Annotated in this window: 21 protein-coding genes; 15 read left to right on the top strand and 6 right to left on the bottom strand. The window is 60.8% G+C overall.

Annotated elements, in window-relative coordinates; translation table 11 throughout:
- The first annotated feature begins 37 nt into the window (after positions 1-37).
- Both BFP90_RS27820 and bfr read left to right on the top strand, forming a co-directional pair.
- Positions 38-256, top strand: a complete 219-nt coding sequence (locus BFP90_RS27820; RefSeq protein ID WP_083203330.1) for a bacterioferritin-associated ferredoxin — start codon at positions 38-40, stop codon at positions 254-256.
- A gap of 200 nt (positions 257-456) precedes the next feature.
- The gene (bfr, locus tag BFP90_RS24890; RefSeq protein WP_065891908.1) at positions 457-927 is read left to right on the top strand and encodes a bacterioferritin; all 471 of its coding nucleotides are present in this window, start codon (positions 457-459) and stop codon (positions 925-927) included.
- A gap of 68 nt (positions 928-995) precedes the next feature.
- On the opposite strand, the gene grxD is transcribed toward bfr, so the two are convergent.
- Both grxD and BFP90_RS24900 read right to left on the bottom strand, forming a co-directional pair.
- Positions 996-1,334, bottom strand: coding sequence for a Grx4 family monothiol glutaredoxin (gene grxD / locus BFP90_RS24895; RefSeq protein ID WP_027604591.1), 339 nt, complete (start codon positions 1,332-1,334; stop codon positions 996-998).
- Positions 1,335-1,433: 99 nt separating this feature from the next.
- Positions 1,434-3,542, bottom strand: coding sequence for a molybdopterin oxidoreductase family protein (locus BFP90_RS24900; RefSeq protein ID WP_065898209.1), 2,109 nt, complete (start codon positions 3,540-3,542; stop codon positions 1,434-1,436).
- Positions 3,543-3,975: 433 nt separating this feature from the next.
- Between BFP90_RS24900 and argF the strand changes: the two genes are divergently transcribed.
- Both argF and BFP90_RS24910 read left to right on the top strand, forming a co-directional pair.
- Complete coding sequence (gene argF / locus BFP90_RS24905; protein WP_065885995.1) at positions 3,976-4,896, top strand: ornithine carbamoyltransferase; 921 nt, start codon at positions 3,976-3,978, stop codon at positions 4,894-4,896.
- Positions 4,893-5,936: an ABC transporter ATP-binding protein gene (locus tag BFP90_RS24910; protein WP_065891905.1), complete on the top strand. Its 1,044-nt coding sequence runs from the start codon at positions 4,893-4,895 to the stop codon at positions 5,934-5,936. The genes argF and BFP90_RS24910 overlap by 4 nt, the downstream gene beginning before the upstream one ends.
- Positions 5,937-6,083: 147 nt before the next feature.
- Here the strand turns inward: BFP90_RS24910 and ybaK are convergent, their stop codons facing one another.
- Entirely contained in the window at positions 6,084-6,554 is a 471-nt protein-coding gene (ybaK, locus tag BFP90_RS24915) for a Cys-tRNA(Pro) deacylase (protein WP_065891904.1), read from the bottom strand.
- 325 nt (positions 6,555-6,879) lie between these two features.
- On the opposite strand from ybaK, the gene BFP90_RS24920 reads away from it, so the two are divergent.
- The 11 genes from BFP90_RS24920 to BFP90_RS24970 all read left to right on the top strand — a co-directional run bounded on the left by BFP90_RS24920 (position 6,880) and on the right by BFP90_RS24970 (position 19,303).
- A complete protein-coding gene (locus BFP90_RS24920; RefSeq protein ID WP_065891903.1) occupies positions 6,880-7,734 on the top strand; it encodes an MIP/aquaporin family protein in 855 nt (284 codons plus the stop codon).
- Positions 7,735-7,810: 76 nt separating this feature from the next.
- A complete protein-coding gene (gene glpK, locus BFP90_RS24925; protein ID WP_065891902.1) occupies positions 7,811-9,316 on the top strand; it encodes a glycerol kinase GlpK in 1,506 nt (501 codons plus the stop codon).
- An 83-nt stretch (positions 9,317-9,399) separates the two neighbouring features.
- A complete protein-coding gene (locus BFP90_RS24930; RefSeq protein WP_057724781.1) occupies positions 9,400-10,155 on the top strand; it encodes a DeoR/GlpR family transcriptional regulator in 756 nt (251 codons plus the stop codon).
- Positions 10,156-10,386: 231 nt separating this feature from the next.
- On the top strand, positions 10,387-11,925 hold the full coding sequence (gene glpD / locus BFP90_RS24935) for a glycerol-3-phosphate dehydrogenase (RefSeq protein ID WP_065898210.1): 1,539 nt from the start codon (positions 10,387-10,389) through the stop codon (positions 11,923-11,925).
- 378 nt (positions 11,926-12,303) lie between these two features.
- The gene (locus BFP90_RS24940; RefSeq protein WP_065885989.1) at positions 12,304-13,230 is read left to right on the top strand and encodes a glutamate/aspartate ABC transporter substrate-binding protein; all 927 of its coding nucleotides are present in this window, start codon (positions 12,304-12,306) and stop codon (positions 13,228-13,230) included.
- Between the two features lie 193 nt (positions 13,231-13,423).
- Positions 13,424-14,170 carry an amino acid ABC transporter permease gene (locus BFP90_RS24945; RefSeq protein WP_065885988.1) on the top strand — a complete coding sequence of 249 codons (747 nt, stop codon included), beginning with the start codon at positions 13,424-13,426 and terminating at the stop codon, positions 14,168-14,170.
- Positions 14,170-14,841 (top strand): amino acid ABC transporter permease, encoded by a 672-nt coding sequence (locus BFP90_RS24950; RefSeq protein WP_046071144.1) that lies wholly within the window; start codon positions 14,170-14,172, stop codon positions 14,839-14,841. The genes BFP90_RS24945 and BFP90_RS24950 overlap by 1 nt, the downstream gene beginning before the upstream one ends.
- Positions 14,838-15,572, top strand: a complete 735-nt coding sequence (locus tag BFP90_RS24955) for an amino acid ABC transporter ATP-binding protein (protein ID WP_065885987.1) — start codon at positions 14,838-14,840, stop codon at positions 15,570-15,572. Before BFP90_RS24950 ends, BFP90_RS24955 begins: the two co-directional genes overlap by 4 nt.
- Positions 15,573-15,729: 157 nt before the next feature.
- Complete coding sequence (locus BFP90_RS24960) at positions 15,730-17,631, top strand: sensor histidine kinase (protein ID WP_065898211.1); 1,902 nt, start codon at positions 15,730-15,732, stop codon at positions 17,629-17,631.
- On the top strand, positions 17,628-18,965 hold the full coding sequence (locus BFP90_RS24965; RefSeq protein WP_065898212.1) for a sigma-54-dependent transcriptional regulator: 1,338 nt from the start codon (positions 17,628-17,630) through the stop codon (positions 18,963-18,965). Before BFP90_RS24960 ends, BFP90_RS24965 begins: the two co-directional genes overlap by 4 nt.
- Positions 18,965-19,303 carry a GlpM family protein gene (locus BFP90_RS24970; RefSeq protein ID WP_065891898.1) on the top strand — a complete coding sequence of 113 codons (339 nt, stop codon included), beginning with the start codon at positions 18,965-18,967 and terminating at the stop codon, positions 19,301-19,303. Before BFP90_RS24965 ends, BFP90_RS24970 begins: the two co-directional genes overlap by 1 nt.
- 60 nt (positions 19,304-19,363) lie before the next feature.
- On the opposite strand, the gene BFP90_RS24975 is transcribed toward BFP90_RS24970, so the two are convergent.
- The 3 genes from BFP90_RS24975 to BFP90_RS24985 are packed head-to-tail and all read right to left on the bottom strand — an operon-like array spanning position 19,364 to position 23,653.
- Complete coding sequence (locus BFP90_RS24975; protein ID WP_065898213.1) at positions 19,364-20,761, bottom strand: sigma-54-dependent transcriptional regulator; 1,398 nt, start codon at positions 20,759-20,761, stop codon at positions 19,364-19,366.
- Positions 20,751-22,529: a sensor histidine kinase gene (locus BFP90_RS24980; protein ID WP_065898214.1), complete on the bottom strand. Its 1,779-nt coding sequence runs from the start codon at positions 22,527-22,529 to the stop codon at positions 20,751-20,753. Before BFP90_RS24980 ends, BFP90_RS24975 begins: the two co-directional genes overlap by 11 nt.
- Positions 22,529-23,653: a GNAT family N-acetyltransferase gene (locus tag BFP90_RS24985; RefSeq protein WP_065898215.1), complete on the bottom strand. Its 1,125-nt coding sequence runs from the start codon at positions 23,651-23,653 to the stop codon at positions 22,529-22,531. Before BFP90_RS24985 ends, BFP90_RS24980 begins: the two co-directional genes overlap by 1 nt.
- Between the last annotated feature and the right edge of the window lie 56 nt (positions 23,654-23,709).

The following is a 23,709-nucleotide window of genomic DNA, read 5'->3' on the forward strand; positions in this document are numbered from 1 at the left end:
ATCGCACTTAAGCCCTAAACCCGCGACGGTTCTCCTTATGTATGTGTGCCTCTGTACTGGCGTCACCGACGGACAAATCCGCGAAGCAATCTATGAAGGTTGCTGCAGCTACAAGGAAGTGCGTGAAACCACCGGCGTTGCCAGCCAGTGTGGAAAATGTGCATGCCTCGCCAAGCAAGTGGTACGGGAAACCCTTACGCAGTTGCAGACAGCCCAGGCTGCGGCACCGTATTCAGTAGAATTTACACACGCTTAAATAGGCGTGTTTTAAAGAACCGGACCCTGTGTCCGGTTTTTTTATGCCTGAAATTCAATTAGTTAGCGTCAAGACGCGGAACACAAACATTCTTATTCCGATTAATTTTCATTTATTATTCAATAACTTAGGTTTGACACCGGGATTGTCGCCGCTCAAACTCCGCCCATACACAGCTATTACAGGGCAGGACCCCAGTCATGAAAGGCGACATCTCAGTCATCCAGCAACTCAACAAAATCCTTGCCAATGAACTGGTCGCGATCAATCAGTACTTTCTGCATGCACGCATGTACGACGATTGGGGCCTGGAAAAGCTGGGCAAGCGCGAATACAAAGAATCGATCAAGGCCATGAAAGACGCCGATGCGCTGATCAAACGCATCCTGTTCCTGGAAGGCCTGCCGAATGTGCAGGACCTGGGCAAGCTGAATATCGGCGAGCACACCCAGGAAATGATCAGCAGCGACCTGGGCTTTGAACGCAAGAGCCACAGCGACCTCAAGGCCGCCATCGCTCACTGCGAAGCCACGGGCGACTATGGCAGCCGCGAATTGCTGGAAGATATCCTTGAAGATCAGGAAGAACACATCGACTGGCTGGAAACCCAACTGGGCCTGATCGACAAAGTCAGCCTGGAAAACTACCTGCAATCGCAGATGGGCGAATAACCCCAAGCGTTCAGGTACAAAAAAGCCCCGCTCTCTGATGAGAAGCGGGGCTTTTTATTGCAGGCCAATCAAGCGTCGGTCTTGGCCGCCGCGTTTGCTGCTGCGTCTTTGATCAGCGCCTGCAACGAGCCATCAGCTGCCATTTCAGTGATGATGTCGCTACCGCCGACCAGTTCACCGGCTACCCACAGCTGCGGGAACGTCGGCCAGTTGGCGTACTTTGGCAGGTTCGCGCGGATTTCAGGGTTTTGCAGAATATCCACGTAAGCGAACTTCTCGCCACACTGCATCACAGCCTGGGAAGCCTTCGCGGAAAAACCGCACTGGGGAGCGTTTGGCGCGCCTTTCATGTAAAGCAGAATGGTGTTGTTGGCAATCTGCTCTTTGATCGTTTCGATGATATCCATGGAACACCTCTGCAGGAACTTTGCGACTCACGGGTCGGCACGGTGCCGCATTGTAACGCAAAAAACCTGCTGGATGCTCGGGCGCGCCGACAGCCAACCTCAAGCTGCCGAAACGTTCACCGGTACGCCGTTGAGCGCCGCATTGCCCGACAGCTCGTCCAATTGCCGCTCGTCGGTCAAGTCGTTGGCACTCGCCCCGGGCTGGCCGCTGGCGATGCTCATCTGCACACCCGGGCGCCCGTGCCCCCAGCCGTGGGGCAGGCTGACCACGCCTGGCATCATGTCGGTGCTGGCCACCACCTCGATTTCGACCATGCCGATGCGCGAACTGACCCGCACCCGCTGACCGTCGCTCAATTGCCGACTGGCCAGGTCGTCGGGGTGCATCAACAGTTGGTGGCGCGGTTTGCCCTTCACCAGTCGGTGATAGTTATGCATCCAGGAATTATTACTGCGCACATGGCGACGGCCAATCAGCAGCAGTTCGTCAGCCGCCGGTTGCGGTTGCGCGGCAAAGCGCGCCAGGTCAGCCAGGATCACCGCCGGCGCCGCCTGCACCTTGCCGTCGACGGTTTTCAGCCGCTCGGCCAGGTTGGGCTTGAGCGGCCCCAGGTCAACACCATGGGGATGATCGGCCAGCATCGCCACTGACAGCTTGTGCGCAGAGGCATCGCCGTAAGTCCCGGCGCGCAGTCCAAAGTCGATCATCTGCGCGGGCGGCATCGTCGGTTTGAGCACCACGCCGGTATGCGCCGCAAACGCCTTGGCCAGGCCGACGAAAATTTCCCAGTCGTGCAGCGCACCGTCAGGCTTGGGCAGGATCGCGCGGTTGAAGCGCGTGACATTGCGCACCGCGAACATATTGAAGGTGGTGTCGTAGTGATCATTCTCCAATGCCGATGTGGACGGCAGGATCAGGTCGGCATAGCGCGTGGTCTCGTTGATGTAGAGGTCGACACTGACCATGAACTCCAACCCCTCCAGCGCCTGCTCCAGCTGACGGCCGTTGGGCGTCGACAGTACCGGGTTGCCGGCCACCGTCACCAGGGCGCGGATTTGCCCCTCACCTTCGGTGAGCATTTCCTCGGCCAAGGCAGACACCGGCAGCTCGCCGCCGTATTCAGGCCGCCCGGATACGCGGCTTTGCCAGCGGTTGAAATGCCCGCCTCCGGTCGACGCCACCAGGTCCACCGCCGGCGTGGTACACAAGGCGCCGCCCACGCGGTCCAGATTGCCGGTGACCAGATTGATCAACTGCACCAGCCAATGACACAGCGTGCCGAATGCCTGGGTCGAGACGCCCATGCGCCCGTAACACACCGCCTTGTCCGCTGCGGCGAAGTCACGCGCCAACTGGCGGATCTGTTCGGCAGGCACCGCGCACTGACGGCTCATGGCCTCGGCGGTGAACCCGGCGATCGCCTGGCGCACACTTTGCAGCCCCTCAACCGGCAAATGGCTGTCGCGGGTCAACACTTCTGCAAACAGCGTGTTGAGCAGCCCGAACAACAAGGCCGCATCGCCGCCGGGGCGCACGAACAGATGCTGATCGGCAATCGCCGCCGTTTCACTGCGTCGCGGGTCGACGACCACCACTTTTCCGCCCCGGGCCTGAATCGCCTTGAGGCGTTTCTCAACATCGGGCACGGTCATGATGCTGCCATTGGAGGCGAGCGGGTTACCGCCCAGGATCAACATGAAGTCGGTGTGGTCGATGTCCGGAATGGGCAGCAACAGGCCATGGCCGTACATCAGGTGACTGGAGAGGTGATGGGGCAGTTGGTCCACCGAGGTTGCGGAGTAGCGGTTACGGGTCTTCAGCAGGCCAAGAAAGTAGTTGCTGTGGGTCATCAGCCCGTAGTTATGCACGCTGGGGTTGCCTTGATACACCGCCACCGCATTCTGCCCATGCCTGGCCTGGATGCCCGCAAGGCGTTCGGCGACCAGCGCAAACGCGTCTTCCCACGGGATCGGTTGCCACTCGCTGCCCACGCGCAACATGGGCTGGTGCAGGCGGTCCGGATCATTCTGGATATCCTGCAATGCCACGGCTTTGGGACAGATGTGCCCGCGACTGAACGTGTCCAGCGGGTCACCCTTGATTGAGGTGATCGACAGGCCGCCGTCGTCGTCTCGGGTGGTTTCCAGGGTCAGGCCGCAGATGGCTTCGCACAGGTGGCAGGCACGGTGATGGAGAGTCTTGGTCATGGCCAGTCTCTTTTATAAGGGCTTTGTTCAACTATGGGCCGCACCTACGCGGTGCGCCAGCAACGTTCGCGCGGTGAATCGGCGGCTATAGGCCAGGGCATGGCTAAACGTGAGCAAATGTTTCAGAAACCTCCTGCAAGCGCCGTAAACCGACGCAACACGCGCCACAGGCGCCCCTGCGCATTGCCAAAGGTCTCGGGGCCAGTGTACAAATGGGCCGCTGCTGTCAGGAAACCGTCTTCAAACGCGCTTCGGCGCCCTGCTTGAACACCTCTAAAAATCGTAGCCCTATTGGTAAGACGCGACATTTAATGTCAATATCGCGCCTTCCCCTATTTCGTCGCCCCGTGCGGCTTTCGCCGCAGGTCTCGCCCGTTGTCACAATAAACAAGGCTTTGAGTATCTGCGGTCTGTTGCAAAAAGGTAGTTAATGATGAGCGCAAGGCACTTTCTCTCCCTGATGGATTGCACGCCCGAAGAGCTGGTCAGCGTGATCCGTCGAGGCATTGAGCTTAAAGACCTGCGTAACCGCGGCGTACTGTTTGAGCCTTTGAAAAACCGCGTGCTCGGGATGATTTTCGAGAAGTCCTCGACCCGCACCCGCCTGTCCTTCGAAGCCGGCATGATTCAGCTGGGTGGCCAGGCTATCTTCCTGTCGCCACGCGATACCCAATTGGGCCGTGGCGAGCCGATCAGCGATTGCGCCATCGTGATGTCGCGCATGCTCGACGCCGTGATGATCCGTACCTTCGCCCACAGCACCCTGACCGAATTTGCCGCCAACTCGCGCGTGCCGGTGATCAACGGCCTGTCCGATGACCTGCACCCGTGCCAGTTGCTGGCCGACATGCAAACCTTCCTCGAACACCGCGGCTCGATCCAGGGCAAGACCGTGGCCTGGGTCGGCGACGGCAACAATATGTGCAACAGCTATATAGAAGCGGCCATCCAGTTCGACTTCCACCTGCGCATCGCCTGCCCCGAGGGTTACGAACCCAGCGCCGAGTTCATGGCCAAGGCCGATGGCCGTGTGCAACTGCTGCGCGATCCGAAAGACGCGGTGGTCGGCGCCCATCTGGTCAGCACCGACGTTTGGACCTCCATGGGCCAGGAAGACGAAACCGCCAGGCGCCTGGCCCTGTTCGCGCCATTCCAGGTGACCCGCGCCCTGCTCGACCTGGCCGCGCCGGACGTGTTGTTCATGCACTGCCTGCCCGCCCACCGTGGCGAGGAAATCAGCCTGGACCTGCTCGACGACCCGCGCTCGGTCGCCTGGGACCAGGCCGAAAACCGCCTGCATGCGCAAAAGGCCCTGCTCGAATTCCTCGTGCCGCCGTCGTATCACCACGCATGAGCCAGCCATTACTGCTGAGCCTACGCAACCTGGCATGCGGCTATCAAGATCAACGGGTGGTGCAGAACCTCAACCTGCACCTCAACGCGGGCGACATCGGCTGCCTGCTCGGCTCCTCGGGCTGCGGCAAGACCACCACCCTGCGCGCCATTGCCGGGTTCGAGCCGGTGCACGAAGGCGAAATCAGCCTGGCGGGCGAAGTGATCTCCAGTGCCGGTTTCACGCTGGCGCCGGAGAAACGTCGTATCGGCATGGTGTTCCAGGATTACGCGTTGTTTCCTCATCTGAGCGTGGCCGACAACATCGCCTTCGGCATCCGCAAACACCCGCACAAAGAGCGTGTGGTCGCCGAGTTGCTGGAACTGGTCAACCTCAAAGACTTGGGCAAACGCTTCCCCCACGAGCTTTCCGGTGGCCAGCAACAACGCGTCGCCCTCGCCCGCGCCCTGGCGCCGGAACCGCAATTGCTGCTGCTGGACGAGCCGTTTTCCAACCTGGATGGCGAACTGCGGCGCAAGCTCAGCCATGAAGTGCGCGACATTCTCAAGGCGCGCGGCACCAGTGCGATCCTGGTCACCCATGATCAAGAGGAAGCCTTCGCCGTCAGCGACCATGTGGGCGTTTTCAAGGAGGGTCGTCTTGAGCAATGGGATACGCCCTACAACCTCTATCACGAGCCGCAGACGCCGTATGTGGCGAGCTTTATCGGCCAGGGCTATTTCATTCGCGGGCAATTGAGCTCGCCCGAGTCCGTCAGCACCGAGCTGGGCGAGCTGCGTGGCAACCGTGCCTATACCTGGCCGACCGGTGGCGCGGTGGATGTATTGCTGCGACCGGATGACATCGTCTACGCGCCGGACAGTGCGCTGAAAGCGCGGATTGTCGGCAAGACCTTCCTCGGCGCGTCAACGCTATACCGCCTGCAACTTGCGACGGGCGCGCAGTTGGAGTCGATTTTTCCCAGCCATGTCGATCAGCAGGTCGGGGCGGATGTGGGCATTCGAGTGGCTGCCGAGCATCTGGTGCTGTTCCAGGCGTAAGCAGCTACCTGAAAAAACTGGTTTAAACCTGTAGGAGCGAGCTTGCTCGCGAAAAACTCACAGGCACCGCGTTCATTCAGGAAGTACGCGTTATCGTTGACGTTTTTCGCGAGCAAGCTCGCTCCTACTGGCATTAGGGCGAGCCCATCAGGCCCGGCCAATCGGCGCGAACCTGGCTTGGGTATGTTCAGCCAACACCTCGGCCGGCAGCTCAACTTCCAGCCCGCGCCGGCCAGCACTGACAAAAATCGTTGCAAACGGCTGCGCGCTCACATCGATGAACGTGCGCAAACGCTTCTTTTGCCCCAAGGGGCTGATACCGCCCAATAGATACCCGGTGGAACGCTGCGCGGCCGCCGGGTCAGCCATTTCGACTTTCTTGACGCCTGCCGCATTCGCCAGGGCTTTGAGATCAAGACTTCCGACGACCGGCACCACCGCCACCAGCAATTCACCCTTCTCACTGCTGGCCAGCAACGTCTTGAACACCTGCGCCGGGTCGAGGCCCAATTTTTCCGCGGCCTCCAGGCCATACGACGCCGCCTTGGGATCATGTTCATAACTGTGGATACGATGTTCGGCGCGAACTTTTTTCAACAGGTCCAAGGCAGGCGTCATGTGGGCTCCGAAAGATCAAACTGACCGTCAATTCTAGGCCAAGCCTGCGCAAAACGCTCTAGTACAGTCGCTCAAGCGCATACACAGCTGACTCCTTCGATGATCATTCACCACACCAATAGTTAGGAAATGACCAACCGTTCACTTTCGACCTTTGACAGCGGTCATTCTTGTCTATATTTTTTCGTTTCCGAATGCTGTAGGAATAACTCCCCAGTACTCGAGCAGTAAGCCGTGACCAGGATGGGGATCCTTGCCACGGTGAAAATCGCGCAACCGCCCGTTGAGGCAGTGCGCCAGACAAGAACAACAACTGAGGTTTTCCATGACAACTGCTCTTCAACAGCCCTCACTTTCGAGCCAATGCATGGCCGAATTCCTCGGCACTGCGCTGCTGATCTTCTTCGGTACCGGATGCGTCGCTGCGCTCAAGGTCGCGGGCGCCAGCTTTGGCTTGTGGGAAATCAGCATTATCTGGGGCGTCGGCGTCAGCATGGCGATCTACCTGAGTGCCGGTATTTCCGGGGCTCACCTCAATCCGGCGGTGAGTATCGCCCTGTGCATTTTCGCCGATTTCGAAAAGCGCAAACTGCCCTTCTATATCCTCGCCCAAATCGCCGGGGCCTTCTGTTCCGCCGCATTGGTGTACACGCTCTACAGCAATCTTTTTTTCGATTACGAACAAACTCACCACATGGTGCGTGGGTCCCAGGCCAGCCTGGAATTGGCCTCGGTGTTCTCCACTTATCCCCATGCGCTGCTGAGCACGGCCCAGGCGTTCCTGGTGGAAATGGTCATCACCGCGATCCTGATGGGCGTGATCATGGCCCTGACGGACGATAACAATGGCCTGCCACGTGGCCCGTTGGCTCCACTGCTGATCGGCCTGCTGATCGCGGTGATTGGCAGCGCCATGGGCCCGTTGACCGGCTTTGCGATGAACCCGGCGCGGGATTTCGGGCCCAAGCTGATGACCTTTTTCGCCGGCTGGGGTGAAATGGCCTTCACTGGCGGCCGCGATATTCCTTACTTCCTGGTACCGATTTTCGCGCCGATTGTCGGCGCATGCCTTGGCGCTGCCGCGTATCGCGGGCTGATTGCCCGTCATCTGCCGAGCGCCGCACCTGCTATAGCTGAAACACCTGACACGGCTGTCAACGGCAAGACCCGTATTTCCTGAAAGCGCCAGCCAGGGTCCCTGCCCTTCGTGACCCCGGCTGATTTCTGACTTCCTTATTTCGTCCAAGGCAATTGACATGACCGACCTTCAGAATAAGAACTACATCATTGCCCTTGATCAGGGCACCACCAGTTCCCGGGCGATCATCTTCGATCGCGACGCCAACGTGGTCTGCACCGCCCAGCGTGAATTCACCCAGCATTACCCGCAAGCGGGCTGGGTCGAGCATGACCCGATGGAAATTTTCGCGACCCAGAGCGCGGTGATGGTCGAAGCGCTGGCGCAGGCCGGCCTGCACCATGACCAGGTCGCCGCCATCGGCATCACCAACCAGCGTGAAACCACCGTCGTGTGGGACAAAGTCACCGGCCGCCCGATCTACAACGCGATCGTCTGGCAATGCCGCCGCAGCACCGAGATCTGCCAGCAGCTCAAACGCGACGGCCACGAGCAGTACATCAATGACACCACCGGCCTGGTCACCGACCCGTACTTTTCCGGCACCAAGCTCAAGTGGATCCTCGACAACGTCGAAGGCAGCCGCGAGCGTGCGCGTAACGGCGAACTGCTGTTCGGCACCATCGACAGCTGGCTGATCTGGAAATTTACCGGCGGCAAGACCCACGTCACCGACTACACCAACGCCTCGCGCACCATGCTCTTCAACATCCACACGCTGGAGTGGGATGCGAAGATGCTGGAGATCCTCGACGTACCGCGCGAAATGCTGCCGCAAGTGAAGTCGTCGTCGGAAATCTACGGCCGTACCAAAAGCGGTATCGCCATCGGCGGCATCGCGGGTGACCAACAGGCTGCCCTGTTCGGCCAGATGTGCGTCGAAGCCGGCCAGGCCAAGAACACCTACGGCACCGGTTGCTTCCTGCTGATGAACACCGGCGACAAAGCGGTGAAATCCAAGCACGGCATGCTCACCACCATCGCCTGCGGCCCCCGTGGCGAAGTGGCGTATGCCCTGGAAGGCGCGGTATTCAACGGCGGCTCCACCGTACAGTGGTTGCGTGACGAGCTGAAGATCATCGCCGATGCCACCGACACCGAATACTTCGCCGGCAAGGTCAAGGACAGCAACGGCGTGTACCTGGTGCCCGCGTTCACCGGCCTGGGCGCGCCGTACTGGGACCCGTACGCCCGTGGCGCACTGTTCGGCCTGACCCGTGGCGTACGCGTGGATCACATCATTCGTGCTGCCCTGGAGTCGATTGCCTACCAGACCCGCGACGTGCTCGACGCCATGCAGCAGGACTCCGGCGAACGCCTCAAGGCCCTGCGCGTGGACGGCGGTGCGGTGGCCAACAACTTCCTCATGCAGTTCCAGGCCGACATCCTCGGCACCCAGGTCGAGCGCCCGCAGATGCGCGAGACCACCGCACTCGGCGCGGCCTACCTGGCCGGCCTGGCGTGCGGCTTCTGGAGCAGCCTGGATGAGTTGCGCGGCAAGGCGGTCATCGAGCGCGAGTTCGAACCGCAACTGGACGAGGGCGCCAAGGAAAAGCTCTACGCCGGCTGGCAAAAAGCGGTCAGCCGCACCCGTGACTGGGAGCCGCACGAAGGCGCTGAATAAGCCAACCTCAGGTTGTAACTGGCAGGGAGCGGATTCCTGCGTCATCATGGGCCACTTTTGTATGGCAGCCCAAAGGACGCCCCATGAATCTGCCTCCCCGCCAACAACAAATCCTCGAACTGGTCCGCGAACGCGGCTACGTCAGTATCGAGGAAATGGCGCAGTTGTTCGTTGTCACCCCGCAAACCATCCGCCGCGATATCAACCAGCTGGCGGACGCCAATCTGCTGCGCCGCTACCACGGCGGCGCGGCCTATGACTCCAGCGTCGAGAACACCGCGTACGCCATGCGTGCCGACCAGATGCGCGATGAGAAACAGCGTATCGGCGAAGCCATCGCGGCGCAGATTCCCGATCACGCCTCGTTGTTCATCAATATCGGTACCACCACCGAATCCATCGCCCGTGCGTTGCTCAATCACCATCACCTGAAAATCATCACCAACAACCTCAACGTCGCCACCATGCTCAGTGCCAAGGACGACTTCGACGTGTTGCTGACCGGCGGCAATGTGCGGCGTGACGGCGGTGTGGTTGGCCAGGCCAGCGTCGATTTCATCAACCAGTTCAAGGTCGACTTTGCGCTGGTGGGTATCAGCGGCATCGATGAAGATGGCAGCCTGCTCGACTTCGACTATCAGGAAGTGCGGGTCTCCCAGGCGATTATCGCCAATGCGCGGCAAGTGATCCTCGCGGCGGACTCCAGCAAATTCGGGCGCAATGCCATGATTCGCTTGGGCCCGATCAGCCTGGTGGACTGCCTGGTCACCGACCAGCAGCCGGTGCCGGCGCTGGTGCAGGTGTTGAATGAGCATAAGGTTCGTCTGGAAGTCGTCTGACTTCTCGTTCCCACGCTCTGCGTGGGAACGCATTGCTGGACGCAGAGCGTCATAGGCTGAATTCCCACGCGGAGCGTGGGAACTATCGGTTCACAAATTTTCCTTTCCCCGCCCTTCGATGAGTTTTTTCAATCGAAGTCGGCTGGCTGTGCCCGCATTTATCAGCTACCATTTTCGCAAATGAACATTAATGTTCGAATTCCAATACGAAAAGATCGCGAGGCCAAGCCGATGAACCCTTCTACCTTGCCTGCCCCACCGCTTGCCGAAGTCTATGATGTCGCCGTTATCGGCGGCGGGATCAATGGCGTCGGCATTGCAGCAGACGCAGCCGGTCGCGGTTTGTCGGTATTCCTTTGCGAAAAGGACGACCTGGCCAGCCACACCTCGTCAGCCAGCAGCAAACTGATCCACGGTGGCTTGCGCTACCTGGAACACTACGAGTTCCGTCTGGTACGCGAGGCCCTGGCCGAGCGCGAAGTGCTGCTGGCGAAGGCGCCGCACATCGTCAAGCAGATGCGCTTCGTGCTGCCGCACCGTCCGCACCTGCGCCCGGCCTGGATGATTCGTGCCGGCCTGTTCCTGTATGACCACTTGGGCAAGCGCGAGAAACTGGCCGGTTCCAAAAGCCTCAAGTTCGGCGCCGACAGCCCGCTGAAAAGCGAAATCACCAAAGGCTTCGAATACTCCGACTGCTGGGTCGACGACGCCCGCCTGGTGGTGCTCAATGCCATGGCCGCACGCGAGAAAGGCGCCCATATCCACACCCAGACCCGCTGCATCAGTGCACACCGTAGCAACGGCCTGTGGGAAATGAACATGGAGCGCGCCGATGGCAGCCTGTTCTCGATCCGCGCCCGTGCGCTGGTAAACGCCGCAGGCCCGTGGGTCGCCAAGTTCATCAAGGAGGATCTGAAGCTGGATTCGCCTTACGGTATCCGCCTGATCCAGGGCAGCCACCTGATCGTGCCGAAACTCTACGACGGGGCGCATGCGCACATTCTGCAGAACGAAGACCAGCGCATCGTCTTCACGATTCCGTACCTGAATCACCTGACCATCATCGGCACCACCGACCGTGAATACACCGGCGATCCGGCGAAAGTGGCTATCACCGAAGGTGAAACCGACTACATGCTCAAGGTGGTCAACGCGCACTTCAAGAAACAGCTGAGCCGTGACGACATCGTCCACACCTATTCGGGCGTACGTCCGTTGTGCAACGACGAATCGGATAACCCGTCGGCCATTACCCGCGACTACACCCTGTCGCTGTCCGGCGCTGCCGGCGAGGCACCGATCCTGTCGGTGTTCGGCGGCAAGCTGACCACGTATCGCAAGCTGGCTGAATCGGCCATGGCGCAACTGGCGCCGTACTTCACGCAAATGCGCCCAAGCTGGACCGCCAAGGCCAGCCTGCCCGGCGGCGAAGACATGACCACGCCAGAAGCCCTGGCCGAGGCCATTCGCAGCAAGTTCGACTGGCTGCCAGGCGAAATCGCCCGTCGTTGGTCGACCACCTACGGCAGCCGCACCTGGCGCCTGCTGGAAGGTGTGCAGACCCAGGCCGACCTGGGTGAGCACCTGGGAGGCGGGCTCTACACCCGCGAAGTCGATTACCTGTGTGCTGAAGAATGGGTGACGCAGCCTCAGGACGTGCTGTGGCGCCGTACCAAGCTGGGCCTGTTCACCACGGCGGCGGAACAGGACAACCTGCAACGCTACCTGTCCCGGGTTGAACAGAACCGCAGCAAGATCGAAGCGGCCTGACCCCCTCCCGACACTGTAGGAGCGAGCTTGCTCGCGAAAAACCCGAGAGCGCCGCGTTTATCCAGAATAACCGCGGCGCTTTTGCGTTTTTCGCGAGCAAGCTCGCGCCTACCGTCAGCGGATGTGACATTCGGTTTTCCGAACGTTATACCTCCTCTCTATTCGGTTAGCCGTACCTGCGATGCAGACAGCGACTGTCACACAAAGTTAATTTCCATGTAATTCAATACGTTAAGCTTTTGTTTTCGGTATGGCACGACTCATGCTCTACACTTCCTCACGATTGCCCGAGACGCCTCAGGAGCCGTCAAGGCATTCGCTGTACAAGAGAGCCGTTTAGCTGGCTTCATAAAAAAAACAAATGTCGAGGAAGTATTGATGCGCATCGTTCCCCATATCCTGGGCGCAGCTATCGCTGCTGCTCTGATCAGCACTCCAGTTTTCGCCGCCGAACTCACCGGCACGCTGAAGAAAATCAACGACTCCGGCACTATCACTCTCGCTCACCGCGACAGCTCCATCCCGTTTTCCTACATTGCGGATGGTTCGGGCAAGCCTGTCGGCTACTCCCATGACATTCAACTGGCCGTCGTCGAAGCCCTGAAAAAAGACCTGAACAAGCCCGACCTGAAGGTCAAGTACAACCTGGTGACCTCGCAAACCCGCATTCCGCTGATCCAGAACGGCACTGCGGACCTTGAGTGCGGCTCCACCACCAACAACGCCGAACGCGCCCAGCAAGTTGATTTCACCACCAACATCTTCGAAATCGGCACCCGCCTGCTGGTCAAGAAAGACAAGGAAGGCAAGCCGTCCTACGCCGACTTTGCCGACCTGAAAGGCAAGAACGTCGTGACCACCGCCGGCACCACGTCCGAGCGCATCATCAAGGCGATGAACGCCGACAAGCAGATGGGCATGAACGTCATCTCCGCCAAAGACCATGGCGAATCCTTCCAGATGCTCGAAAGCGGCCGCGCCGTAGCGTTCATGATGGACGACGCCCTGCTGGCCGGTGAAGAAGCCAAGGCCAAGAAGCCGGACGACTGGGTCATCACCGGTACTCCGCAGTCCTTCGAAGCCTATGCCTGCATGGTTCGCAAAGGCGACCCGGACTTCAAGAAAGCCGTGGATGACGCCATTGTCAGCCTGTACAAATCCGGCGAAATCAACAAGATCTACGCCAAATGGTTCGAAAGCCCGATCCCACCGAAAGGCCTGAACCTCAACTTCCCGATGAGCGACAAGGTCAAGGAGCTGATCGCCAACCCAAGCGACAAACCAGCGCCAGAAGTAAAAATCTGATACCTGACTAAGCTTATCCCCTGAGGGAGCCACCCCTCCCTCAGGCGTCTGTTACTACCTGCTGGCTTTAACTTGGAACACTCGACCTGGCGGTTTTCGAGCCGATCGTGTGTGCCTGGCGTTCAACGTCAGGTGGGAAATGGCATTCCCCAAGCGGGTGCTTGTACATCGATCGATTTCGGGGGAGACCCTAATGAATTACAACTGGGACTGGAGCGTGTTCTTCAAGTCCACTGGCGTTGGCAGCGAGACTTATCTCGACTGGTACATCGCCGGCCTGGGCTGGACCATCGCCATCGCTGTCGTGGCATGGATTGTCGCCTTGCTGCTGGGCTCCATTCTGGGAGTCATGCGCACCGTGCCAAACCGCCTCGTCGCGGGCATCGCGACCTGCTACGTGGAACTGTTTCGAAACGTGCCGCTGCTGGTTCAGCTGTTTATCTGGTACTTCCTGGTACCCGACCTGCTGCCGCAGAACCTGCAGGACTGGTACAAGCAAGACCTCAACCCGACCACCTCGGCCTACCTGAGCGTCGTCGTGTGCCTGGGCCTGTTCACCGCCGCCCGTGTGTGTGAGCAAGTGCGCACCGGCATCCAGGCGCTGCCCCGTGGCCAGGAGGCCGCAGCCCGCGCCATGGGCTTCAAGCTGCCGCAGATCTACTGGAATGTGCTGCTGCCCCAGGCCTACCGCATCATCATTCCGCCGCTTACCTCCGAATTCCTCAACGTGTTCAAGAACTCCTCCGTGGCGTCCCTGATCGGCTTGATGGAACTGCTGGCACAAACCAAGCAGACCGCCGAGTTTTCGGCCAACCTGTTTGAAGCCTTCACCCTGGCCACGCTGATCTACTTCACCCTGAACATGAGCCTGATGCTGCTGATGCGCGTGGTCGAGAAGAAAGTCGCAGTGCCCGGCCTGATCTCCGTGGGGGGTAAATAATGGACTTCGATTTCAGCGGCATCATCCCCGCGATCCCGGGCCTGTGGAACGGCATGGTCATGACCCTGCAGCTGATGGTCATGGGCGTGGTCGGCGGCATCATCCTGGGCACGATCCTGGCGCTGATGCGCCTGTCGTCCAGCAAGCTGCTGTCCCGCGTGGCCGGCGCCTATGTGAACTACTTCCGTTCGATCCCGCTGCTGCTGGTCATCACCTGGTTCTACCTGGCGGTGCCCTTCGTGCTGCGCTGGATCACCGGCGAAGACACGCCGATCGGCGCGTTCACTTCGTGCGTCGTGGCGTTCATGATGTTCGAAGCGGCGTACTTCTGTGAAATCGTGCGGGCCGGCGTGCAGTCGATCCCCAAGGGACAGATGGCTGCCGCTCAGGCGATGGGCATGACCTACGGCCAGACCATGCGCCTGATCATCCTGCCCCAGGCGTTCCGCAAGATGACGCCGTTGCTGCTGCAACAGTCGATCATCCTGTTCCAGGACACCTCGCTGGTCTACACCGTGGGCCTGGTGGACTTCCTCAACTCCGCCCGCTCCAACGGCGACATCATCGGCCGCTCCAATGAGTTCCTGATCTTCGCCGGTGTCGTCTACTTCATCATCAGCTTTTCCGCCTCGCTGCTGGTCAAGCGTCTGCAAAAAAGGTTTGCCGTATGATCTCTATCAAGAACATCAACAAGTGGTATGGCGACTTCCAGGTGCTGACCGACTGCAGCACCGAGGTTAAAAAAGGCGAAGTGATCGTGGTGTGCGGGCCGTCCGGCTCGGGCAAATCCACGCTGATCAAGTGCGTCAACGCGCTGGAACCGTTCCAGAAGGGCGACGTCGTCGTGGACGGCACCTCGATTGCCGACCCGAAGACCAACCTGCCGAAACTGCGCTCGCGCGTGGGCATGGTGTTCCAGCACTTCGAGTTGTTCCCGCACCTGACCATCACCGAAAACCTGACCATCGCGCAGATCAAGGTGCTTGGTCGCAGCAAGGAAGAAGCCACCCAGAAGGGCCTGCAACTGCTTGAGCGCGTAGGCCTGTCGGCCCATGCCCACAAGCACCCGGGGCAACTGTCCGGTGGCCAGCAGCAACGTGTCGCGATTGCCCGCGCCCTGGCCATGGACCCGATCGTCATGCTGTTCGACGAACCGACCTCGGCGCTGGACCCGGAAATGGTCAACGAAGTGCTCGACGTGATGGTGCAACTGGCCCACGAAGGCATGACCATGATGTGCGTGACCCACGAAATGGGCTTTGCGCGCAAAGTGGCCGACCGCGTGATCTTCATGGACGCCGGCAAGATCATCGAAGACTGCCCGAAAGAAGAATTCTTCGGCGACATCAGCGCCCGCTCCGAACGTGCGCAGCACTTCCTTGAGAAAATCCTGCAGCACTAAAAGCAACTCGCTTCTCCCCTGTAGGAGCGAGCTTGCTCGCGAAAGACGACAACGTTAACGCGTGTATCCAGAATTAACGCGGTGCCTTTGAGTTTTTCGCGAGCAAGCTCGCTCCTACAGTTGGCAGGCGAGAAGTAGCTGACCCAAGGCATCTGTGATGAAATGCGACCCCACTCAATATCGCGCCGCGCCGCCATCACTTGCCGTGAAGCCTCGTCTGATACGCCAACTGTTCCTGCCACCGTTGATCATCGCCCTGATGATCGGCCTGGGTTTTATCGGCTTCTGGGTCAGTGAGTACTACGGCATCCGCACCCTCAGCGACAATAGCGGACGCCAGCTGGAGCTACATGCCCGCACCGTCGAAAGCGAACTGAGCAAATACACCTACCTGCCCAGCCTGCTCGAGCTCGAATCCAGCGTTTCGCTGCTCCTGGCCGATCCCAACCAGGAAACCCGCAAGACCGTCAACGATTACCTCGAAGGCCTGAACCGCCGCAGCCGCAGCCGGGCCATCTACGTCATGGACACCACCGGTCGGGTACTGGCCACCAGTAACTGGCGCGACGCCGACAGTTATCAGGGTGAAGACCTGTCCTTTCGCGCCTATTTCCAGAACGCCGTACGCGGCCAGCCCGGTCGTTTCTACGGCATTGGCAGCACCAATGGCGAACCCGGCTATTACCTGGCCCACGGCCTGGAAGAGCACGGCAAGATCATCGGCGTCGCCGTGGTCAAGGTGCGCCTGGAAGCGCTTGAGGAACGCTGGCAGCGCGCGCGCCTCGAAGCCTTCGTCAGTGACGAAAACGGCATCATTATCCTGTCCAGTGACCCGGCCCGCCGTCTCAAGGCGGTGCGCCCCCTGAGCGATGACACCAGGGACCGACTGGCGCACAGCCTGCAATATTACTGGGCGACCCTGAGTGCGCTGGAGCCCCTGGCCCGCGAGCGCTTGAACGAAGGCAGCGAAAAGCTGACCTTCCCGGCCAACAGCGAAGTGGTCAGCGACAAGCACGAAGTCAGCTACCTGGCGCAAACCCGCCCGCTGAATGACACGCCGTGGAATTTCACCCTGCTTACCCCGCTCAATGACCTGCGCCGCGCCGCCATCAACCAGGGCATCCTGGTCGCCGTCGCGTTCGGCCTGGTCGCGTTTTTGTTGATTGCCTGGAACGAGCGGCGCAAGGTCATCGCCACCCGCCTCGCCGCGCGCGAAGCCCTGCAGGAAGCCAACAGCCAGTTGGAGCGACGGATTGCCGAACGCACCGCCGACCTGCGCGCCAGCAACGATCGCCTCAAGGGCCAGATCCGCGAACGGCGCCAGGCCGAAGAGACTTTGCGCCACGCCCAGGACGAGCTGGTGCAGGCCGGCAAACTTGCGGCAATCGGCCAGATGTCCACCAGCATCGCCCACGAATTGAACCAACCCCTGGCCGCGCTGCGCACCCTGTCCGGCAACACCGTGCGTTTCCTCGAACGCGGGGCCCTGGACACCGCGAGCGCCAACCTCAAGACCATCAACGAACTGATCGACCGCATGGGCCGCATCACCGCCAGCCTGCGCTCGTTTGCCCGGCGCGGTGACGACCAGGGCGAAGCGAGCCTGGCCAAGGCCGTGGACGCCGCGTTCCAGGTGCTCGGCGCGCGCCTGGACAGCGTGCCGCTGGCCGTGCACCGTGAGTTCGCCAATGTCCAGTTGCAGATCGACCAGACGCGCCTGGAGCAGATCCTGGTCAACCTGATCGGCAACGCCCTCGACGCGATGCAGGCGCAACCGGCGCCGCAGTTGTGGCTCGAAGGCCAGAGTGCCGAGGGCAAGTATCGCCTGCGGGTGCGCGATAATGGCCACGGCATCGACCCCGAGGCGCGCAAGCATCTGTTCGAGCCGTTCTTTACCACCAAACCCGGCGAGCAAGGCCTGGGCCTGGGCCTGACCTTGTCTGCAAGCCTCGCGGCGGCCACCGGCGGCAGCCTGGCGGTGGAACATCCGGCCAGTGGTGGTACCGCGTTTGTCCTGAACCTGCCGTTGGCGGGCGCCGAAAAAGTTGAGTCGACATGAATATGCAAGCCCAAGCCCTCACTGTTCTGATCGTCGAAGATGACCCCCATGTGCTGCTCGGTTGCCAGCAAGCCCTGGCGCTGGAAGACATTCCCAGCGTTGGCGTGGGCAGCGCTGAAGAAGCCTTGACGCACATCGGCGAGAACTTCGCCGGGATTGTCATCAGCGATATCCGCCTGCCGGGCATCAATGGGCTGGAGTTGCTGACCCGCCTCAAGGCGCTGGATAAAAGCCTGCCGGTGGTGCTGATCACCGGGCATGGCGACATTTCCATGGCGGTCGGTGCCATGCGCAACGGCGCCTACGATTTCATGGAAAAGCCCTTCTCCCCCGAGCGCCTGGTGGACGTTGCCCGGCGTGCCCTGGAGCAGCGCGGGCTGGCGCGGGAAGTCTGGTCGCTGCGCCGCCAGCTGGCCGAGCGCGACTCACTGGAGGGTCGCATCATCGGGCGCTCGCCGGCCATGCAGGCCCTGCGCGAACTGATCGCCAACGTCGCCGACACCTCGGCCAATGTGCTGATCGAAGGCGAAACCGGCACCGGCAAGGAGCTGGTCGCGCGTTGCCTGCATGACTTCAGCCGGCGCCATTCCCACCCGTTCGTCGCACTGAACTGCGGTGGGCTGCCGGAAAATCTGTTCGAAAGCGAGATATTCGGCCACGAAGCCAACGCCTTCACGGGCGCCGGCAAGCGCCGCATCGGCAAGATCGAGCACGCCCATGAGGGCACGCTGTTTCTCGATGAAGTGGAAAGCATGCCGATCAACCTGCAGATCAAACTGCTGCGGGTGCTGCAGGAACGCACCCTCGAACGCCTGGGTTCGAACCAGAGCGTGGCCGTGGACTGCCGGGTGATCGCCGCCACCAAGTCCGACCTCGACGAACTGAGCCGCGCCAGCCAATTCCGCAGCGACCTGTACTACCGGCTCAATGTGGTCACCCTGGAACTGCCGCCCCTGCGCGAGCGCCGTGAAGACATCCTGCAGTTGTTCGAACACTTCCTGCAGCAATCCTCGCTGCGCTTTGATCGCACCGCGCCGGAATTGGACAACCAGACGCTGTCGAGCCTGATGAGCCACGATTGGCCGGGTAACGTGCGCGAACTGCGCAACGTCGCCGAACGCTTCGCCCTGGGCCTGCCCGCGTTCAAGAAAAGCGGCACGGGCGGCAGCACCCAGGGCCTGGCCTTTACCGAGGCGGTGGAAGCCTTCGAGCGCAACTTGCTCAACGATGCCCTGCAACGCAGCGGCGGCAACCTGACCCAGGCCAGCCAGGAACTGGGGATGGCCAAGACCACGCTGTTCGACAAGGTCAAGAAATACGGGTTGAGTCACTGATGGATCTATTTCTGAAAGCCGCGCTTGGCGCTGCGGTAGTGCTGATATTGGCGGCACTGGCCAAGACCAAAAATTATTACATCGCAGGCTTGGTGCCGCTGTTTCCCACCTTTGCGCTGATCGCCCACTACATTGTCGGCAAGGGCCGCTCGGTGGAGGACCTGAAGACCACGATACTGTTCGGGATGTGGTCGATCATTCCGTACTTTGTGTACCTGGCCACGTTGTATGTGGTGGTGGATCGGATGCGGCTGGAGGCGTCGCTGGCAGTCGCCGCAGTCGCTTGGTTGATGGCCGCGACGATACTGGTCAGCATCTGGGTACGCGTCCACACCTGACACACCACAGTCCAACTGTGGGAGGGGGCTTGCCCCCTCCCACATGTTAACCACGCCGTGTCAGCGGACTATTTTGTCGACCTGGATGCCAAGCTTCTTCAGGCGGTACCAGAAACTGCGCTCTGAAATCCCGATGCGCTGCGCCGCGGCGGCCTGTACCCCGTTGCTCTCCTGCAAGGCCGCCAGGATGTACGACTTCTCCACCTCCGCCAGCGCCGCATCCAGGTCCTGCGGTACACCCGGCCCATCGGCCAGGATTGTCGCCGCGCCGACATCGGCGGGCCTGGAGGCGAACAGGTAACCCGGCAAATCGATATCTTCGATCACCGACGACGCCGCCACGATGGTCGCCCGCTCCACGCAGTTTTGCAGCTCGCGGATATTGCCCGGCCAGTGGTACGCCGCCATGGCCTGCAAGGCTTCGGGGCTGAACCCGCTGATGCGTTTGCCGGTGGTCGCGCTGAGGGTGCGGGCGAAGTGCCGGGCCAGGGGCGTGATATCTTCCACACGCTCGCGCAGGGCCGGCAGCGGAATCGGGAAGACATTCAGGCGGTAATACAGGTCTTCGCGAAACTCCTTGTTGGCCACGGCGTCCAGCAGGTTCTTGTTGGTGGCGGCGATCACCCGCACGTCCACCTTGCGCTCGCGGGGGTCGCCCACCGGTTCGATAACCCGTTCCTGCAAGGCGCGCAGGATCTTGGCCTGCAAGGCCAACGGCATATCACCGACCTCATCGAGGAACAGCGTGCCCTTGTCGGCCTGCATGAAGCGCCCTACCCGATCAGCCACCGCGCCGGTGAACGCGCCTTTGCGATGACCGAACATCTCGCTTTCCAGCAAACCTTCAGGAATCGCCGCGCAATTGACCGCCACGAACGGCTGGTCGGCACGGCTGCCGTGCTTGTGAATGGCGCGGGCGACCATTTCCTTGCCGGTGCCGCTTTCGCCGGTCAGCAGGATGGTTGCGCTGCTGTCGCGCACCGAGTCCACCGCTTGCAGCACTTTGCGAAACGCCGGGCTGTCGCCCACCAGGCTGTCGAACTGGGCGTGCTCATCCAGCTCGGCGCGCAGCCGTGCGTTATCGCGCATGATGTCGCGAAATTGCAGGGCCTTGGCCACGGTGATATCGAGCTCGTCGATATCGAACGGCTTGGCAATGTAGTCGTAGGCGCCATTGCGCATCGATTGCACGGCATTTTTCACCGTGCTGTAGGCCGTCATCACGATCACCGGCACGTTTGGATAGCGCTGCTTGATCTCGGCCAGCAATGCCGGCCCGTCCATGCCCGGCATGCGCCAGTCGCTGATGACCAGGTCGATGTCCTCCTGCTCCAGCACTTTGAGCGCGTGCAGGCCATTGCCGGCGGTAAACACCTGGATGCCGTTCTGGCTCAGTGCGGACGACAGCAGTTCACAGAGCTTGGGCTCGTCATCGACCACCAATACGTTATGCGTCATGCCCGTCCTCATCCTCGCCGTTGTCTTCACCGTTAGCCGGAATGTACAGGTTGAAGGTGGCGCCGGCATCTTTCTCGGTGACGCACTCGATGCTGCCGTCGTGACTTTCCATGATCGAATAGACCTTGGCCAGGCCCAGGCCTGTGCCCGAGGCCTTGGTGGTGACAAAGGGCGTGAAGATGCGCTCGACCATATCCGCCGGGATGCCCTCGCCGGTATCGGCGATGCTGATCACGGTATTGTCGCCTGCGCTGCGGATACCCAGGGTGAGGCGCCCGCCTTCGGGCATCGCGTCGATGGCGTTGAGAATCAGGTTGAGACAGGCCTGCTTGAGCTGCTTGGCGTCCGCGTAGATCGTGGCGTCGGGCGCCTGGTCGTCAATCTGGGCGTCGATGTTGTGGGTACTCAATTCCGGGGCGCAGAAACCGAGGATTTCCTCCACCAGCGAGCGTGCCGGTTGCAGGACGCGCATCGGCGGATTGGGCTTGGCGAAATCGAGGAATTCGGTGATCAGTTCGTTGATCCGGCTGACCTCGCTGATGACGTACTCCAGGTGGCGCTTGTCGGTGTCCGGCAGGTCGGCGCGACGATGCAGCAGTTGGGTGGCGGTCTTGATGATGCCCAGCGGGTTGCGGATTTCATGGGCCAGGCCCATGGCGACTTCACCCAGGGCATGCAGGCGGTCACGCCGGCGTAGCTGGGCTTCCAGATGATGCAATTCGCCCAGCCGTGCAGTCATGTGGTTGAACGTGCTGCTCAGTTGCGCCAGTTCGTCGCCGCCGCTGACCACGACGCGGTGCGTGTAGTTGCCGGAGATCACCGCGTTCACGCCCTGGGACAAGTCGCGCAGGGGCTGGGTCAGGCGTCGTGACACCCACATGCCTGCGGCCAGCGACAGCGCCGAGCTGACCAGGAAAATCAGCAGGAACAAATTGCTCTGGTTCACCAGCCCCACCAGGCTCGTGTGGCGCAGCAGGCCGCTGAAGATCACGCCTTGCAGCTCGCCGTCGTCGTTGAAGATCGGCCAGTACAAGCCGCTGTACTGAGTGGTGAACTGCTCGCTCGGCTGCCGGGTGCTGCGCAGCTCGGCTTCGACGTCTTTGGGAATGCGCGACGGGTGATTTTCGAAACGCTGAGTCGAGAATATCTCGGAAAAACCCGACGGGTTGGCCAGGTACAAGCGCAGGTCGAGGGAATGCACGTCGGCCACGCTGGTAAGGAAACTGCTGTCCAGGTAAGTCGCCACCAGCAGCAGATAATCGACCCCATCGCGGGTGGTCTCGAAGGTCGACACCACCAGGCCTGTGCTCAAACCGGCCACCTGTATGGTCTGCAACACCGCATTGCTGGTGAGGCTGATCTGCTTGACGATATCGTCGGCGGCGGTGCTGAACAGCACCTTGCGGTCGCTGGTACGAATCAGTGCCACCACATCGATGTCGGTGGCGCTGGCGATGTCGGCGGTGAGCTGGTCATGCCGTTCAGCCTGCCTGGATGAGGGTGGGCTGGCGTAGCGCAGGAACAGCTTGGCCATGCGCGCGTTATCGTGAAGGATATCGCCGATCTCGTCCTTGACGATCTTGGTCGACTCCTGCAGCCAGATGCGCACGTTACTGTCGAAAATCTGCGACAGCGTGGTGGCGGCCAGTTCCGCCGCGATCATGGTCGGGATCACGCTGACCAGCCAGAAGGCCAGCACCAGCTTGCGCTGCACGCTCCAGCGTGAAATGGCAAAGGGGCGGGCTTTCTGGCGGGTCTTGGTAATCATCAGGTTTCGCTTGTCGCAGCAGCCATGGCAGGGTCGGAACGGTCCGGTCGGATAAACAGTTTTACAAGCGCGAGCAAGCCGTTGACCAGCCGATTGCGGTGGCGGAAAAACAGGCTGTTGCCCTGGAACTGGCAACCCAGGCGCAGTTTACTGGCATAACCGGCCTGGCCGCATTCGTACAGCGCAATATTGTGTTGAATACAGTAGTCGACATTGGTCAGCCAGCTGCGAAAGTACAGGTTGTACTCACGGCTGAACGTGATGTCATGCCCGAAAAACTTGTCGATCAGCCGATGCTCGTCAAGCAGCATCAGGTTGAACGCCACCAGGTGCTCGTCCACCCAGTAAAGAACACACACCGCACGCTCTTGCAGTTGCTCGAGAATCCCCGTGAAGTAACCGGCGGGCAGGCGTTCGAACTGCAAGTCCGCGCGTGTGAGTGTCGCTTCATAGAGGCGCATCACCTCGGGCAGCACGTCATCGATGTTGTGCCGCCACTCCACCCGTGGCCCCGGCGCGCGCAGTTTGCGCCGCAGGTCCTTGCGGGTGGATTTGCCCAGCGAGCCCAGGTAGGCGTCCACCGACCCATAGGGTAGCGGCAACACGCCGGTGGGCAGGCTCGGCATGCTTTGAAAGCCTGCGGCGCGACAACTCTGGGCCCAGTGCGCATCGTGGGTCGGTGCGTCCTTGACCGCCAGCAGGCCGATGCCGAACCCGTCGGCATCGCGCCGCGCCGCGATGAGCAATTGCTCGAGCAACAGGGGCCTGCGCCCCTCGGGCACGTGGCTGGCGACACCCGCGTCACACCGTTCGGCCACCGGCGAGCCGATCGCGTACAGGGCCAACTGCAAGGCCCCCGGCCACAGGCGTTGCAAGCGCTCGGTCAAGCGTTTGCCGACCCCGGACACCGTGGTGTCGAGGCGATAATGGGTCATGAACGCGACCGCCACGGCCACCAGCGTTTGATCTTCGTAGACGGCCAGGTAACGCCACTGGAAGTCATCGATCGCGGCGTTTTCCACGGCGAGGTAATAGTCCCAGTCCTCCAGGGCACCGGGGAAACAGTCATTCCAGGCATCGCGCTGGATAGCCCGGATAGACGGGTAGGCTTGGGTGGTTATCACAGTTTTTCCTTATCAACACCGCCCCTGCTGCAGGAGCGAGCGTGCTCGCGAAAATC

The organism is Pseudomonas sp. 24 E 13, from assembly GCF_900004715.1.
Taxonomy (GTDB): domain Bacteria; phylum Pseudomonadota; class Gammaproteobacteria; order Pseudomonadales; family Pseudomonadaceae; genus Aquipseudomonas; species Aquipseudomonas orientalis_A.

Coding starts and splice junctions, on each gene's coding strand:
- BFP90_RS27820 (WP_083203330.1), top strand. CDS start 38: ATGTATGTGTGCCTCTGTACTGGCGTCACCGACGGACAAATCCGCGAA.
- bfr (WP_065891908.1), top strand. CDS start 457: ATGAAAGGCGACATCTCAGTCATCCAGCAACTCAACAAAATCCTTGCC.
- grxD (WP_027604591.1), bottom strand. CDS start 1,334: ATGGATATCATCGAAACGATCAAAGAGCAGATTGCCAACAACACCATT.
- BFP90_RS24900 (WP_065898209.1), bottom strand. CDS start 3,542: ATGACCAAGACTCTCCATCACCGTGCCTGCCACCTGTGCGAAGCCATC.
- argF (WP_065885995.1), top strand. CDS start 3,976: ATGAGCGCAAGGCACTTTCTCTCCCTGATGGATTGCACGCCCGAAGAG.
- BFP90_RS24910 (WP_065891905.1), top strand. CDS start 4,893: ATGAGCCAGCCATTACTGCTGAGCCTACGCAACCTGGCATGCGGCTAT.
- ybaK (WP_065891904.1), bottom strand. CDS start 6,554: ATGACGCCTGCCTTGGACCTGTTGAAAAAAGTTCGCGCCGAACATCGT.
- BFP90_RS24920 (WP_065891903.1), top strand. CDS start 6,880: ATGACAACTGCTCTTCAACAGCCCTCACTTTCGAGCCAATGCATGGCC.
- glpK (WP_065891902.1), top strand. CDS start 7,811: ATGACCGACCTTCAGAATAAGAACTACATCATTGCCCTTGATCAGGGC.
- BFP90_RS24930 (WP_057724781.1), top strand. CDS start 9,400: ATGAATCTGCCTCCCCGCCAACAACAAATCCTCGAACTGGTCCGCGAA.
- glpD (WP_065898210.1), top strand. CDS start 10,387: ATGAACCCTTCTACCTTGCCTGCCCCACCGCTTGCCGAAGTCTATGAT.
- BFP90_RS24940 (WP_065885989.1), top strand. CDS start 12,304: ATGCGCATCGTTCCCCATATCCTGGGCGCAGCTATCGCTGCTGCTCTG.
- BFP90_RS24945 (WP_065885988.1), top strand. CDS start 13,424: ATGAATTACAACTGGGACTGGAGCGTGTTCTTCAAGTCCACTGGCGTT.
- BFP90_RS24950 (WP_046071144.1), top strand. CDS start 14,170: ATGGACTTCGATTTCAGCGGCATCATCCCCGCGATCCCGGGCCTGTGG.
- BFP90_RS24955 (WP_065885987.1), top strand. CDS start 14,838: ATGATCTCTATCAAGAACATCAACAAGTGGTATGGCGACTTCCAGGTG.
- BFP90_RS24960 (WP_065898211.1), top strand. CDS start 15,730: ATGAAATGCGACCCCACTCAATATCGCGCCGCGCCGCCATCACTTGCC.
- BFP90_RS24965 (WP_065898212.1), top strand. CDS start 17,628: ATGAATATGCAAGCCCAAGCCCTCACTGTTCTGATCGTCGAAGATGAC.
- BFP90_RS24970 (WP_065891898.1), top strand. CDS start 18,965: ATGGATCTATTTCTGAAAGCCGCGCTTGGCGCTGCGGTAGTGCTGATA.
- BFP90_RS24975 (WP_065898213.1), bottom strand. CDS start 20,761: ATGACGCATAACGTATTGGTGGTCGATGACGAGCCCAAGCTCTGTGAA.
- BFP90_RS24980 (WP_065898214.1), bottom strand. CDS start 22,529: ATGATTACCAAGACCCGCCAGAAAGCCCGCCCCTTTGCCATTTCACGC.